A 14,046-nucleotide genomic window follows, 5' to 3' on the forward strand; every position below is an offset into this window, starting at 1 on the left:
GCCTCAACTCCCTGAAACGGGCGCGCTCCGGTCGTCCGCCGGGAAGGTATCGGCTTCTGCAACCTGAGACGGCTCCGCGCCGAGGCGAGCCGACGCCGGAACGGTGGAGTCGACACGCGCCGCCCCGGTCTCGAAGGCATTCCTGAGCTCTTCCTGTTCCGGCTCCATGTCGATGTTGCCGTGAAATGCCGCGCCCTCTTCCAGTACTAGACCGGGAGAGTGGAGTTGGCCGTTGACCACGGCCCCCGCTTTCAGGGTGATCTTCTCGGCGGCGATCAGGGTGCCATCCACCCGTCCTTTCACCGTCAGCTCCCTGGCCACCATCCGGCCTTCCACGACGCCTTCCGCTCCGACGGTAACACCATGCTTCCGAAACAGGACGTCGCCCAGGATCCGCCCCTCGATAAGAAGGTCCTCGTCGCCGCTGATGTCGCCTTGTAGGGTCGTCTTGCCCCCGATTCGAGAGAGGCCGTGAGCGGGAGCGGGGTTGCCGCCAGATGACGCCGGGCTGTCGCTGCTGTGGGATGGCGCCACCGACTGCCGGGTATTGTGGTTCGATTTCTGAAACATGTCGCAGTTCTCTGTCGCTGTCGGGGGATGGCGGATTCAGCCTCAAGCATAGCCACCCGATGTGATGATAGATCGGCAGAAGACGAGGCATCTTTATCTCCCTTCGATGCCTACCGGCAATTCTCACCTTCAGATATTTCCCGCCGCGCCGATAGCTATCGACATATCTCGCCCAACCATCGCCGAACGGTCTATTCGACACAGGGGTTGGAGCCGCTTGGGGAATGAAATCTATGGACTCGGCAGAATGGCTTCTGCTCGGTGGACTCATCGGCTGCGCCCTGCTGCTGCTGGATGGGTATCGCCGAGTAACGAGGCGACAACGACTACCCGCGGGGACATCGCTTGACACCGCACCTCCGGGTAACGGGTCATTGCTTGAGCATGCGACTTCCGCCCCATGCGCAAGCGAGTCGCAACCAGGGCCAACGCTCACCTTCCCTGAAGGCAGCCTGATCGGCCGAACGGTCAAGGTGCGGGGTCGTCTCGAGACGCGCGAGACGCTTTGGATCGAAGGGGAGGTAGAGGGAGACGTCGTGGCCGATGGTCAACGGGTCGTGGTCGGCACGGATGCCCGGGTAGCGCCGTGGCTCGCGGCTCGCGAACTCCGTCTGGCGGGAACCTCTCTGGGAAGGCAGGAAGTATCGGAGCATGTCGTCATCGAAATGGGGGCGCGGCTGGAAGGCCAGCTCTCCACGGCGAGCCTGCACTGCCACGAGGGTGCATGGATCCAGGGCAATTTCGATATCGGCGGCAGACGGGCGGCCCCTGCTCGTCCCGTGTCTCCCGCCCCTGCTTCACCCAGTCCGGTCTCCGAGTCCAGATAGCGATGACGAAACCTGGACGTCTACTTTCCGTGTCGACTCTTCGAGGAAGATGGTCATGCCTACCCCCATCGATCTGGCTTCGCTCTCTCTCAACCTGGGTGTCGACGGGTCTCCCCGTCAGAGACTGGAAACGTTGCTGAGCCAGGCGGGGTTGGTTGCACCGCCATCCGTCACGGCGTCCTCCTCTTCGCCAGCGGACGGCTCGACCCCAGGAGTCGGTTATCTGAGCGATCGGCTTCACTCGCTCAACGGCGTCATGTCTCAGTACGGACTGCGTTTCGAGTTGAGCGAATTCGATAGTCGAGTCATTACGCAGGTCATCGATCGGACGACGGGAGACATCATCCGCCAGATCCCGGCGGAAGAGATGGTAAGAATCGCCGAGGCGTTCGCGGAAAATCAGGGACGACTGTTCGACGCCTCTGTCTGATTCACCATCGAGCCTCCTTCGGCCACGATTCGCGCAATGGTCAGTGACCTCTTACGCTGAACTCACCAGACACGAATCAGGGATGTGCGTGAATGCCAATCCGAGTCATGAAGCCGCTGGGGCGCTGGCTGCCAGCGGTCCTCTCCTGCGTTCTCTTTGCCGGCTGCACCACCTACGTCAACGCCCCCAAGGGCGATCTTCCCCCAGCATGGCAACAGCCTCGCGATCTCGATTATCGCGTGGTCAAGAATCGAACCTATACGCCATCGGATTGGCCCCAGCCGCTGCAGGCGGATATCTACCTGCCGGAAACCGCCGGCGAGGCGCTGCGCCCCGCCGTCATGATGGTCCACGGCGGCGGCTGGGAAGGCCGCTCACGAGATGACATGACTCCGATCGCCAAGCGATTTGCGCGCCGAGGTTATGTGGTGGTCAACGTGAGCTATCGGTTCGCGCCGGAGTATCGTTTTCCGGCCCAGTTGAACGATCTGCAGGTCGCCCGTCACTGGATCGATGACCACGCTGGCGAGTGGCGTGTCGATACGCAGCGCATCGCCGGTCTCGGCTACTCCTCCGGGGCGCATCTCGTCAGCCTGCTGGCGTTGGTGGCTGGCACGAGCAGCAGACTGGACGCCCCTTACGGCGGTAGCGATACCGGCTTCGCGGCGGTGGTGTCCGGCGGTACGCCGGCAGACCTGCGGCTATGGGACAGCGGTCGCCTGCTGATCCAGTTGATGAATGGAACCGAGGCGGAGCGTCCGACGGCCTATGCCGAGGCGTCGCCGGTCTTCCATGTTCATCCCGACGCACCGCCCTTCTTTCTGTTTCATGGCAGTTGGGACGACCTCGTGCCCCCCGAACAGGCCGAAACCTTCATGCAGGCGCTGGAGGCGGACGGCAACCACGTGGAACTGCTCTGGATGAATGGCCGCGGCCATATCACGACCTTTCTGTTTCGCGGCAGCGCCGAATCCGCAGCGCTGGATTTCCTGGCGCGGGAGATGCCGGCGCCGAACGCCTGAAGACACACTCACAGCCAGGCCATCATGTGTGCCCCATCGCCGCCCGCGGGAATACGTCGGAGCGCTCGTCGACTTGCACACGATCCGGAGTGCGCGCACCATTTACCGCCCTGATTATCCTTTTAAACGATAAGCTTATTACCGGGAGCGTGACGAGACGATGAGCCTTTGGCGCCGATTGACGGGAACCGACACGCGAGAACAGATCCACTTCCGTGCCCGTCTGGCACGCTATTTCCCGATCATCAGTTGGGCGCCCTACTATAACCGCCACCTGCTGAGCGAGGACCTGGTAGCGTCCATCATCGTCACGCTGATGGTGATTCCCCAGGCCCTGGCCTACGCCATCCTGGCAGGGCTGCCGGCGATCACCGGCCTCTACGCCAGCATGCTGCCGCTGATTCTCTATTCGATCTTCGGCACCAGCCGCACGCTGGCGGTGGGCCCGATGGCGATCGTCTCGCTGATGACCGCCGCCGCCCTATCGCCCCTGTTCGCAAGCGGCACCCCGGCCTACAGCCAGGCCGCAATGACGCTTGCGATGCTGTCGGGCCTGATTCTGGCCGTCATGGGTCTGCTGCGACTGGGGTTCTTCGCCAATTTCCTCAGCCATCCGGTGGTTTCCGGCCTGCTCACCGCCTCTGGCGTGCTGATCGCCGCCAGCCAGTTCGCCAGCCTGATCGGCATCGGCGGCTCGGGATTCACGCTGATCGACCAATTGGCACATTTGCTGACCCATCTCGATGGCGTTCACTGGCCAACACTGATACTGGGCGTCGCCGCGCTGGTCTTTCTGCTGCTGATACGACGGGCAGGGCCGATGCTGCAGAAGATGGGGCTGAGCGCCGGAAAGGCGACCTTCATCGTACGCCTTGGCCCGGTCATGGCCGTCGCCATTACCACGCTCGCCTCATGGGCGTTGCAGCTCCCCGCTCAAGGCGTCAACGTGGTCGGCGACATCCCCGCGCATCTGCCGCCGCTCAGCCTGCCCTCGTTCGAGCCGGGCCTGCTGCGCGACCTGCTGCTGCCCGCGTTCCTGATCAGCGTGGTCGGGTTCATCGAGTCGGTGTCGCTGGCACAGATGCTGGCCGCACGGCGACGTGAGCGCATCTCCCCGGACCAGGAGCTGGTCGGCCTCGGCACCGCCAACCTGGCGGCGGCCTTCACTTCCGGCATGCCGGTGACCGGCAGCCTGTCACGCACGGTGATCAATTTCGACGCCGGCGCCCGCACGCCGGCTGCCGGGGCGTTCGCCGCGTTGGGCGTCGGGCTGGTGATCCTGTTTCTGACCTCGCTGATCGCCTATCTGCCAATCGCCACCCTGGCTGCCAGCATCATCGTCTCGGCGATGACGCTGGTCGACCTCCCCGGCCTCAGGCGAACCTGGCACTACTCCCGAAGCGACTTCGCCGCGATGCTGATCACCATCGTGCTGACCTTCGTCGAAGGGGTGGAGGCCGGCGTCATGGCCGGCGTCGGCGTCTCGCTGGCGCTCTACCTCTACCGCACCAGCCGTCCCCATACCGCGGAGGTCGGGCGTCTCCCGGGCACCGAGCACTTTCGCAACATCCGGCGTCACGAAGCGGAAGTCGATGACGAGATCGCCCTGCTGCGGGTGGACGAGAGCCTCTACTTCGCCAATGCCCGCTATCTGGAGGATACCGTCTACGGGCTGCTCGCCGACCGCGAAAACCTGCGACACCTGGTGCTGATCTGTTCGGCGGTCAACCTGATCGACGCCTCGGCGCTGGAGAGCCTGGAGGCGATCAACGCCCGCCTGAAGGATTCGCAGGTCACCCTCCACCTGGCCGAGGTGAAAGGGCCGGTGATGGACATGCTCGGCAACAGCGACTTCCTCGATCACCTGACCGGCGAGGCCTATCTCAGCACCTTCGCGGCCTGGACCGATATCCGCCATCGCCTCGACGACGAACGTGCGGCGCTGCTGGCGGCGAAGGAGGCCTCGAGCGAGGTTCAGGCAGAAGAACCCGATCCGGACCCGGCCGAAACGCCGTCAGCTGGCGGGAAGTCATAGCGATGCCGCCACTCCGCGCTCGCCGTGCTGGCGCTGCATGATCGGCAGGATGTCGTAGCAGGCGGAAAGATTGTGGCAGTCGGTCTTGGGGGCCGGGCTCTTCTCCCGGGAGTAGCGCCGGTTGTCCTGGGTCAGGATGCGATACCAGCCGCCGTGCTCGTGATCGATCATGTGCTGCCAGCAGTAGTTGGCGATCCTGTCGTACCAGCGCCAGTAGCGCGCCTCCCCGGTCAGGTCGCCGAGCATCGCGGCGGCGGCCAGGCCAACCGCCTGCACCCAGTAGAGCTTGTCGCGATGGAGAGGCCGACGGTTGAAATCCACCCCGCCGATCAACCCGCCATACTTGTCATCCCATCCCTTCTCGACCGCCTCGATGAACAGCTGGCGGGCCGTCGGCAGCAGCCAGGTCTCGGCCGGACGATGATGATGGAGCCGCAGCAGCAGTCTGGCCCACGCTGTCTGGTGACCGATCTGAAACCCCCAGGGTCGAAACTGGTCGTCGGGACGGTCGCGGTGATAGTCGAAATCGATATGCCAGTCGCGGTCGTAGTTCTCCCACAGCCAGCCATCGCCCATGGGCGCCAGCCGCTGCCACATCGTCCGGGCGATACCCAGCGCCCGGTCGAGCAAGGCAGGCTCGCCAGTGGCGTCGAACGCCGCGATCAGCGCTTCGCAGCTCCGCTGATTGACGCTCTGGCCACGATAGCCAGTCAGGTGCCAGTTCGCGTCCGCTTCAGCCGCGTAGAGCCGCGAATGGGACTCGAAGAACCGGCGATCCATCAGGGCGTGGACTCGATCGAGCCCGATTCGCGCCTCGGCAACCCCGGCCTTCAGCGCCGTTGCGTAGGCCAGCATGACCCAGGCCAGCCCGTAGCAGTGATGGTTGGCGTCTTCCGCCTTGCCGTGGTCCAGGGTCCAGGCGAATCCCTGGGTACGGGTCTGGTAGTGTTTCTCCTCGATGAACTTCAAACCGTGGCGTGCCCATTTGAGAGCCTCGGGCGCGCCGGTGTGCATCGCGGAGCGGGCGTAGACGATCACGTAACCGGCGCTGGAGACGAGATGTCGATGATGGCGGTTGTAGCGATGCCCGTCGTCGGTGAGGTAGTGGTAGAAACCCGCCTGGGGATCGATGCAGCGCGGGTGATAGAACGCCATGGTCCTGGCGATATGCTGTTCGATCTGGTGCGGCGTGGTGAGCGGCATGGCGAACCTCGCTTGACGGATGCCGATGCACGAGGGATCCGGTGCATGGCGACACCGGACGGATGCCGGGTAGCGCCGAAGGTTTCGAGTTCATTCTGGTCGGCATCGCCGACGGCCACAATGCGCCTCTCGTCGGATACCGGTCGACGCAGCACAGGTGTCGATATTTTTCTTCAACATCGACAGAATTGACCAACCGACACCGATCGACCCCAATAGGGCCTGGCGATGACCGCAACTGCCGAACGATCCCCCACCGCGCTCGACGTCTACCGGCGCCTGAAAGCGGATATCATCCGCGGCGCCTATGCACCGCAGGAAAAGCTGCTGATGAGCCGGCTGAAGGCGAGCTACGACACCGGCGTCGGCCCGTTGCGGGAGGCCTTGACCCGACTGATCGGCGAACGCCTGGTCACCGGTATCAGCCAGCGTGGCTATCGCGTGGCGCCGATGTCGGTGGCCGAACTGGCCGCGATCTACGACGCTCGCGCCGAACTCGAGGGCCTGCTGATACGCCTGGCCATCGAGCGCGGCGACGATGACTGGGAGGCATCGATCCTGGCCCGGGCCCATACCCTGGCCAAGGTCGACCGTATCAATGATGGCGAGGAGATGCTCGAACGCTGGGACCGGCGACACCAGGCGCTTCACGATGCCATGGTCGCCGGCTGCGACTGCCTGCCGCTGCTGCAGTCGCGGGCGGCCCTGTTCGATCAGGCCCAGCGCTACCGCCATCTATGGCTACGCCGAACCGTCTTCTCCGATCAGGCGCTGGCCGACAAGCACCGCGAGCATCGGACACTGGTGGACACGATCCTGTCACGCGATGCCACGGCCGCCAGCCGAATGATGCGCGAGCACCTGATGACGCCGGTGCCGATCATCCGCGAGCGGCTGGAGGAACGGGGCTGGGTCTAGTGGGATGTCTCGCAGCTTGTCTGGCACCACCGGGCCCAGATAAGGCTCGTTCAGCCAATCGCTCCATCGCGACGCAGATCCGCCAGCGCCTCGGCGTCCAGCGCCAACCATTCGTGCAGGACGCACGCGGTATGCTCCCCCAGGCGCGGCGGCGATCGGGGCGATGTCATCCGACAGCCATCCAGCGTGATCGGGTTGCCCACCAATCTGGCACGGCGCCCATCTCCCATGGCGCTCTCCTGGGACATGCCGCGATGGCGCACCTGGGGATCGTCGAAGACCTGATCGAGCGTGTTGATGGGCCCGCAGGGCACGCCATGGGCCTCTAGCAGCGCCAGCCAATCGTCGCGCGGCCTGGCGATCAACCGCGCCTCCAGCAGGGCAACCAGCGCCTCACGATGGGCCACCCGCTGGGCATTGGTGGCGAAACGCGGATCCACCGCCCACGCCGGCTCGCCCAGCGCCTCGCAGAGGTAGCGAAACTGGCTGTCGTTGCCCACGGTGACGATGAGATGACCATCGGCGGCGGCGAACGCCTGGTACGGCACGATGTTGGGGTGCGCATTGCCCATGCGCTGCGGCGTCTGGCCGCTGGTGAGGTAGTTGAGTGCCTGGTTGGCGAGGACGCCGACCTGGACATCCAGCAGCGCCATGTCGATGTAGCCGCCCTCGCCGGTCGCATCCCGGCGGCGCAGCGCCGCCAGGATCGCATTGGCGGCATAGAGCCCGGTGAAGATGTCGGTGATCGCGACGCCGACCTTCATCGGCTCGCCGCCCTGTGCGTCGGGTGCACCGGTCAGGCTCATCAGCCCGCCCATGCCCTGGATCAGGAAATCGTAGCCGGCGCGGCCGGCATAGGGCCCATCCTGGCCGAACCCGGTGATCGAGCAGTAGATCAGGTCCGGCTTGAGTCGCTGGAGGCTGGCGTAGTCGAGCCCATAGGCAGCCAGCCCGCCGACCTTGAAGTTCTCGATCACGACATCGGCCTTCGTTGCCAGGCGCCGAACCAGCTCCTGCCCCTTCGCGGTCGACAGGTCGATGGCGACCGAGCGCTTGCCGCGGTTGGCGCTCAGGAAGTAGGCGGACTCTTTCATTCCGGCACCCGGACCCGTGCCGGTACCCGACTCCATCGAGTCTTTTGTTTCCGACCTCGTGCCGACGCCATCGAGCCACGGCGGGCCCCAGGCCCGGGTATCGTCGCCCCGCCCCGGTCTCTCGACCTTGATCACCTCGGCGCCGAGATCCGCCAGTTGCTGCGTGCACCAGGGGCCGGCAAGCACCCTCGAGAGGTCCAGCACCTTGAGACCGGCCAACGGTTTGGATAGCTCACGCATCGCCTTCAACCGAACGCCTGGATGCCGGTCTGGGCACGCCCCAGGATCAGTGCATGGACGTCGTGCGTCCCCTCGTAGGTGTTGACCGTCTCCAGATTGATCATGTGGCGGATCACGCCGAACTCCAGCGAAATACCGTTGCCGCCGTGCATGTCTCGCGATACGCGGGCAATGTTAAGCGCCTTGCCGCAGTGATTGCGCTTGATCAGCGAGATCATTTCCGGGGTCGCCTGGCCCGCGTCCAGCAGCCGCCCGACCCGCAGACACGCCTGGAGGCCAAGCGCAATCTCCGTCTGCATGTCGGCCAGCTTGACCTGGACCAGTTGCGTGGCGGCCAGTGGCCGGCCGAACTGCTCCCGATCCAGGGTGTACTGGCGGGCAGCATGCCAGCAGAATTCCGCCGCCCCCATGGTGCCCCAACCGATCCCGTAGCGGGCCTTGTTGAGACATCCGAATGGCCCGCTCAACCCGGCAGCACCGGGCAGTAGCGCCTCCTCGTCGACGAGAACATCATCGAGCACGATCTCGCCGGTGACCGACGCCCGCAACGACGCCTTGGCCTGGATGGTGGGCGTGGAGAAGCCATCGGCGCCCCGGTCGACCAGAAACCCCTTGATCTTGCCTTCGTGGGCATCGGACTTGGCCCACACCACGGCGACGTCGGCGATGGGGCTGTTGGTGATCCAGGTCTTCTGGCCGCTGAGACGATAGCCGCCATCGACCTTCCTGGCCCGAGTCTGCATGCTGCCGGGGTCGGAGCCCGCATTGGGCTCGGTCAGACCGAAACAGCCCACCATCTCGCCGCTCGCGAGTTCGGGCAGGTAGCGCTGCTTCTGCGCCTCGCTGCCGTAGGCCTCGATCGGGTGCATCACCAGCGAGGACTGCACGCTCATGGCGGAACGATAGCCGGAATCGACCCGCTCGACCTCGCGCGCGATCAGGCCGTAGGCGACGTGGTTGGCGCCCGCGCCACCGTAGGCCTCGGCCACCGTGGCCCCCAGCAGGCCGAGCCCGCCCATCTCGCGCAGGATCTCACGGTCGAAATGGTCGCGCTCGAAGGCCTCCAGCACGCGAGGCTGCAGGCGCTCCTGGCAGTAGTCGCGGGCCAGTTGCTGAATCTGGCGCTCCTCTTCGCCGAGCTGCTGGTCGAACAGAAAAGGGTCATCCCACTGGAAACCGGACATGATTGGCGCTCCTGACATCGATGGAATCGCCCGGCTTCGATAGCTCGGACGGGCAAGATGTGGTCAGGGTAACGCCCCAATGAATGTCGACACTATTGGATAAATGTCTACATTTTTGACAGCTCGCGCTCACCGACCCTCCCCGTCCGGGCCGGCATCAGCCTCCAACATTCGTCACAGGCTGGCAGCGCCTGGCGATCATGGCCCAGCAGCAGCGCCGTGCGTCCTGCCAGCCACGCATCCAGTGTCGACTTGATCGAGGCCGCCGTCTCGGCATCCAGCCCGCTCAGGGGCTCATCCAGAATCACCAGCGGCGAATTGCGCAATATCACCCGCGCCAAGGCGACGCGACGCGCCTGGCCGCCGGAGAGCTGGCGCCCCTGCTCGCCGACCCAGGTTTCCAGGCCGTCCGGCAGCGATCGCGCCCAGGCCTCGAGCTCGACACGGGCGAGCACGGCCCAGAGTTCGGCATCGCCGGCATCCGGGTTCCCCATGCGCAGGTTGGCGGCCAGGGTGTCGTGGAACAGCTCGCTGCGCTGGGTGAGATAGCCGATTCGCGCTCGCAACGAGTCGGGCGCCAGCCGGGAGATATCCTGGGAGGCGAATTCGATGCGCCCCGCCTGGGGATCGAATGCGCGTACCGCCAACTGCGCCAGTGTCGACTTGCCGATCCCGGAGGGGCCGATGATGCCGACTTTCCGGCCGGCTCCGATGACCAGGTTCAGGTCGTCGAAGACGGTTTGCGCGCCGTGGCTGACCTCGACGTCCCGATAGACCAGCGAAGGCGCCGCGCCTCCGGACGTGAGCCGGTCCCCGGCCAGCGGCGTCTTCAGCTCGGCCTGGGCGTTGAGCCGCTCGGCGGCCCGTACCGTGGCCCCCAACTGGGTGAATGCCATCGGCAGATTACCCAGCCCCTCGCTGACCGCCAGCGTGCCTAGCGCCAGCATCACCATCACCGGCCCGCTCACCTGGCCGCCGCGAAAGGCCTCGAGCCCCACCAGCAGAACCAGCAGCGTCGCCAGTTGGACGCCGAGCGTGACGACGAGATTGCCCGTGGCAGTACGCCGGCCGAGTTGACGCTGATCGTCGAGCAGCGCCTGCTCCTCGCGGCGCCAGAGCGCGCGATGTGCCTCCAGCGCCCGGTAGCTGGTCAATTCGGCCAGCCCCTCGACCTGCTCGATGGCGCGTGTCCGCAGCCGTTCCTGCCGATCGATCCGGCGATGACTGGCCCGCCAACCCCACCAGCCGCAGCCGGCGGTCGCGATCACACCCACCGGCAACAGAATGGCCAGCAGCACGATTCCGGCGACGGGCAGTAAGGCGCTGGCGAAAGCGGCGAATGCCAGCACGCTGATCAGTGCCACCAGCGGCGGCGCCAGCAGGCGCAGATAGAGATTGTCGAGGGTGTCGATATCCGCCGTCAGTCGATGGAGCCACTGGGAAGCGCGGGCTCGTGCCAGCGTGCGCGCATCCAGGGTGACCAGGCCCGCGAACACGCGCCCGCGGAGATCCGCCAGCAGTCGCAATATGGTGTCGTGATTGTAGAGCCGTTCCAGATAGCGGCTGGCGGTGCGGGAGACGGCGAAGAAACGGATACCGCTGCCGGGGGTGAAGACGTCCAGGTAGCCGGTTGCGCTGACCGCCGCGATCGCCGTGGCGGTGATGAACCAGCCGGACAGCGACAGTAGCCCGAGTGCGCTGAGCAGCGTGGCGAGCATCAGCAGCGCGCCGATCAGGAGCCGGCCGCGACGCTCGGCCAGGACGCCGAGCCATGGCCGCAGCGAGAGCAGTGACTTCATGAGTGCGCCTCCCGGGAGAGATCCGGACGCTCGACTGCGGACAGCCTGCCCGCCTCGATGGCGAGGACACGACCGGCCATGGCCATGATCGCAGGGTGATGGGTAGCGACGATCAGGGTGCGACCGCTGGCGGCCAGCCGGGTCAGGCCGGCGATGACCTCGCGTTCGGTCTCCGGATCGAGGGCTGCCGTCGGTTCGTCCAGCAGCACCAGCTTCGCTGGCGAGAGAAAGACCCTGGCCAGCGCCAGCCGCTGCCCTTCGCCGCCGGAGAGCCCGACGCCCCGCTCGCCCAGTGGTGTATCGAGCCCTGCCGGGTTCGAAGCGAGCCATGCCTGCAGCCCCGCCTGCTTCAGGGCGCTACACAGCTCTTCGTCGCTGGCATCCGGCGCCACCAGGCGCAGATTCTCAGCGAGGGTGCCCTGGACGATCAGCGGTCGCTGGTCCAGCCAGGCGATTGCCGGCGTCGGGGTGACCCGAACCCTCCCCGCGCTGGGCGCGATGAAGCCCGCGATCAGTTGCAGCAGGCTCGACTTGCCACTGCCGGAGGGGCCGATCAGCGCCACGACCTCGCCGGGATCGATCCTCAACGACAGCGGCCCGAGAATTCGCTCCCGCCCGCGATGGCGCAACTCGACAGCGTCGAGCGCGACCGCACCGGGAAGCTGGCACGGGGTCTCGTCCGCCTCGGTTTCACCGCCGATTCCCGCCGGCGCGTCCTTCTCGTCGGCCTCCGGCTCCAGCAGCGCCACCAGCCCTTCCGCCGCGCCAAGGGCGGAAGCCCGGTCATGGTAGTGCTGGGAAAGGGTGCGCAGCGGCTGGAAGAACTCCGGGGCCAGCAGCAGGATGAACAACCCGCTGAACAGGTCGAGCTGGTCGGCGGGGCCATACTGGATATAGCCCAGCAGGCCGAAGCCGATGTAGATCGCCACTACCGCGACGGAGACCGCCGCGAAGAATTCGAGCACCGCCGACGACAGGAAGGCGACCCTCAGCGTCTTGAGGCTTCGCCGCCGATAGTCGTGGGCGACCTCGCTCACCTCCTCGACGCTGCGCTCGGCCAGACCGAACAGTTGCAGCGTGGCGATGCCCCGCACCCGGTCGAGGAAATGCCCCGAAAGCCGGGTGACCGCCTGGAACTGCGCTTCGTTGAGACGCTGCGCGCCCATCCCGATCAGCGCCATGAACAGCGGAATCAGCGGCGCCGCGATCAACAGCCAGATCGCCGCCAGCCAGTTGAGCCAGAACACCACAGCGAGGTAGATCAAGGGGATCAGCGCCGCCAGCACCATCTGTGGCAAGAAACGGGCGTAGTAGCCCTCCAGCGACTCGACCTGATCCACCAGTTGGCTGGCGAGACCGGCGCTATGCCGGGACGCCAGTCGCACGGGGCCGAGCTGTTGCAGGCGCGCCAGCAACAGCGCACGCACCCGCTGCTTCACGCGCAGGCCGCACGCCTGGCCGCACACTTCCTGCCCCCATTGCGCCGTTGCCCGGGCGGCAATGGCGGCGACGATCACCGAGACACCACCGACGACCGCCTCGAGCGAGGCGCCGTCCGAGATCACGCGATCGACGACCCAGGCCAACGCCCCCATCTGGATCAGCGTGGCAACGCCCACCAACAACCCACAGCAGACGGCCCCACGATACCAGGGCCGGACATCGGCCGCCTGCTGCTTCAGCCACTCGCGTGACGGGTTAGCGGATCGCCTGGTGGCGCTCAATGGTAGCCCTCACCGACGCGGACCTTGCCGCGGAAGACCCAGTAGGACCAGGCGGTGTAGGTCAGCACGATCGGCACCACGAACAGCACCCCGATCAGGATGAAGAACTGGGATTCCGGCGCCGAGGCGGCGTCCCAGAGCGTGTAATCCGGTGGGATCACGTAGGGCCAGCGGCTGACCAGCAGTCCGAGGTAGGTGAAGATGAACAGGCCCAGCGTCAACAGGAACGCCAGCCCTTCACGACGACGGCGAGTGGCAAGGTAGATTCCGGCCGCGCAGAGCAGGGCCGCGAACGGCAGCAGCCAGATCACCTGCAGATGGTCGAACCAGCGGTCGAACACGCCCGGATCGATCCAGGGCGTCCACAGACTGACGATGACGAATATCGCCAGCACGCCGATCAGCAGTCCGGGAATCAAGCCACGCGCCCACTCGCGAACATGCCCCTCGGACTTCAGCACCAGCCAGGTCGCGCCCAGCAGAGTGTAACCGACCACCAGCCCGATGCCGGTGAGGACCGAGAAAGGCGTCAACCAGTCGAACGCTCCACCGGTATAAACGCGATTCGCGGTTTCGAAGCCCTGGATGTAGGCCCCCACCACGCAGCCCTGGGCAAACGCCGCGACGAAGGAGCCGCCGGCGAAGGCCGCGTTCCACCAGCCCCGCGTCCGCTTGGACTTGAAGCGAAATTCGAACGCCACGCCACGGAAGATCAATCCGGCCAACATCAGGAATACCCCCAGGTAGAGCGCCGGGAGCAGGATGGTGTAGACCAGCGGGAAAGCAGCGATGAGACCGGCACCGCCGAGCACCAGCCAGGTCTCGTTGCCGTCCCATACCGGTGCGACGGAGTTCATCATCACGTCGCGGGCGTCCTCGTCGGGGGCGAATGGAAACAGGATGCCCAGGCCCAGGTCGAACCCGTCCATCAGCACGTACATGATCACGCCGAACGCGATGATGACGGCCCAGATCAGCGACAGATCGTACATTTCCATGG

12 protein-coding genes are annotated in these 14,046 nt (G+C 65.7%); 5 read left to right on the forward strand and 7 right to left on the reverse strand.

The genetic code is table 11. The annotated features are described in order from the left end of the window. Positions 1 to 3: 3 nt before the first annotated feature. On the reverse strand, positions 4 to 570 hold the full coding sequence (locus tag AAGT95_RS17140; RefSeq protein ID WP_342594595.1) for a polymer-forming cytoskeletal protein: 567 nt from the start codon (positions 568 to 570) through the stop codon (positions 4 to 6). Positions 571 to 803: 233 nt separating this feature from the next. Between AAGT95_RS17140 and AAGT95_RS17145 the strand changes: the two genes are divergently transcribed. From AAGT95_RS17145 to AAGT95_RS17160, 4 genes are all read left to right on the forward strand, one after another. Then, positions 804 to 1,397 (forward strand): polymer-forming cytoskeletal protein, encoded by a 594-nt coding sequence (locus AAGT95_RS17145; protein ID WP_342596542.1) that lies wholly within the window; start codon positions 804 to 806, stop codon positions 1,395 to 1,397. Positions 1,398 to 1,452: 55 nt separating this feature from the next. Then, positions 1,453 to 1,827 (forward strand): flagellar protein FlaG, encoded by a 375-nt coding sequence (locus AAGT95_RS17150; RefSeq protein WP_342594596.1) that lies wholly within the window; start codon positions 1,453 to 1,455, stop codon positions 1,825 to 1,827. Between the two features lie 92 nt (positions 1,828 to 1,919). After that, positions 1,920 to 2,849 (forward strand): alpha/beta hydrolase, encoded by a 930-nt coding sequence (locus AAGT95_RS17155; RefSeq protein WP_342594597.1) that lies wholly within the window; start codon positions 1,920 to 1,922, stop codon positions 2,847 to 2,849. A gap of 160 nt (positions 2,850 to 3,009) precedes the next feature. Beyond that, on the forward strand, positions 3,010 to 4,884 hold the full coding sequence (locus AAGT95_RS17160) for a SulP family inorganic anion transporter (protein WP_342594598.1): 1,875 nt from the start codon (positions 3,010 to 3,012) through the stop codon (positions 4,882 to 4,884). Here AAGT95_RS17160 and AAGT95_RS17165 read toward each other — a convergent pair. After that, positions 4,879 to 6,087 (reverse strand): AGE family epimerase/isomerase, encoded by a 1,209-nt coding sequence (locus AAGT95_RS17165; protein ID WP_342594599.1) that lies wholly within the window; start codon positions 6,085 to 6,087, stop codon positions 4,879 to 4,881. The genes AAGT95_RS17160 and AAGT95_RS17165 overlap by 6 nt on opposite strands. A gap of 228 nt (positions 6,088 to 6,315) precedes the next feature. Between AAGT95_RS17165 and csiR the strand changes: the two genes are divergently transcribed. After that, on the forward strand, positions 6,316 to 7,005 hold the full coding sequence (csiR, locus tag AAGT95_RS17170) for a DNA-binding transcriptional regulator CsiR (RefSeq protein ID WP_110599426.1): 690 nt from the start codon (positions 6,316 to 6,318) through the stop codon (positions 7,003 to 7,005). 50 nt (positions 7,006 to 7,055) lie between these two features. On the opposite strand, the gene AAGT95_RS17175 is transcribed toward csiR, so the two are convergent. The 5 genes from AAGT95_RS17175 to cydB all read right to left on the reverse strand — a co-directional run bounded on the left by AAGT95_RS17175 (position 7,056) and on the right by cydB (position 14,044). Continuing rightward, a complete protein-coding gene (locus AAGT95_RS17175; RefSeq protein ID WP_342594600.1) occupies positions 7,056 to 8,339 on the reverse strand; it encodes a CaiB/BaiF CoA-transferase family protein in 1,284 nt (427 codons plus the stop codon). A 5-nt stretch (positions 8,340 to 8,344) separates the two neighbouring features. Further along, positions 8,345 to 9,523 carry an acyl-CoA dehydrogenase gene (locus AAGT95_RS17180; protein ID WP_342594601.1) on the reverse strand — a complete coding sequence of 393 codons (1,179 nt, stop codon included), beginning with the start codon at positions 9,521 to 9,523 and terminating at the stop codon, positions 8,345 to 8,347. Positions 9,524 to 9,630: 107 nt separating this feature from the next. Further along, positions 9,631 to 11,322 (reverse strand): thiol reductant ABC exporter subunit CydC, encoded by a 1,692-nt coding sequence (gene cydC / locus AAGT95_RS17185; RefSeq protein WP_342594602.1) that lies wholly within the window; start codon positions 11,320 to 11,322, stop codon positions 9,631 to 9,633. Continuing rightward, positions 11,319 to 13,046, reverse strand: coding sequence for a thiol reductant ABC exporter subunit CydD (gene cydD / locus AAGT95_RS17190; RefSeq protein WP_342594603.1), 1,728 nt, complete (start codon positions 13,044 to 13,046; stop codon positions 11,319 to 11,321). Before cydD ends, cydC begins: the two co-directional genes overlap by 4 nt. Next, a complete protein-coding gene (cydB, locus tag AAGT95_RS17195) occupies positions 13,043 to 14,044 on the reverse strand; it encodes a cytochrome d ubiquinol oxidase subunit II (protein ID WP_110708805.1) in 1,002 nt (333 codons plus the stop codon). The genes cydD and cydB overlap by 4 nt, the downstream gene beginning before the upstream one ends. Between the last annotated feature and the right edge of the window lie 2 nt (positions 14,045 to 14,046).

The sequence above is a fragment of the Salinicola lusitanus genome (assembly GCF_038648475.1).
Taxonomy (GTDB): domain Bacteria; phylum Pseudomonadota; class Gammaproteobacteria; order Pseudomonadales; family Halomonadaceae; genus Salinicola; species Salinicola lusitanus.

Excerpts from the sequence above, each read along its gene's own strand:
- AAGT95_RS17140 (WP_342594595.1), bottom strand. The coding sequence starts at position 570 with ATGTTTCAGAAATCGAACCACAATACCCGGCAGTCGGTGGCGCCATCC.
- AAGT95_RS17145 (WP_342596542.1), top strand. The coding sequence starts at position 804 with ATGGACTCGGCAGAATGGCTTCTGCTCGGTGGACTCATCGGCTGCGCC.
- AAGT95_RS17150 (WP_342594596.1), top strand. The coding sequence starts at position 1,453 with ATGCCTACCCCCATCGATCTGGCTTCGCTCTCTCTCAACCTGGGTGTC.
- AAGT95_RS17155 (WP_342594597.1), top strand. The coding sequence starts at position 1,920 with ATGCCAATCCGAGTCATGAAGCCGCTGGGGCGCTGGCTGCCAGCGGTC.
- AAGT95_RS17160 (WP_342594598.1), top strand. The coding sequence starts at position 3,010 with ATGAGCCTTTGGCGCCGATTGACGGGAACCGACACGCGAGAACAGATC.
- AAGT95_RS17165 (WP_342594599.1), bottom strand. The coding sequence starts at position 6,087 with ATGCCGCTCACCACGCCGCACCAGATCGAACAGCATATCGCCAGGACC.
- csiR (WP_110599426.1), top strand. The coding sequence starts at position 6,316 with ATGACCGCAACTGCCGAACGATCCCCCACCGCGCTCGACGTCTACCGG.
- AAGT95_RS17175 (WP_342594600.1), bottom strand. The coding sequence starts at position 8,339 with ATGCGTGAGCTATCCAAACCGTTGGCCGGTCTCAAGGTGCTGGACCTC.
- AAGT95_RS17180 (WP_342594601.1), bottom strand. The coding sequence starts at position 9,523 with ATGTCCGGTTTCCAGTGGGATGACCCTTTTCTGTTCGACCAGCAGCTC.
- cydC (WP_342594602.1), bottom strand. The coding sequence starts at position 11,322 with ATGAAGTCACTGCTCTCGCTGCGGCCATGGCTCGGCGTCCTGGCCGAG.
- cydB (WP_110708805.1), bottom strand. The coding sequence starts at position 14,044 with ATGGAAATGTACGATCTGTCGCTGATCTGGGCCGTCATCATCGCGTTC.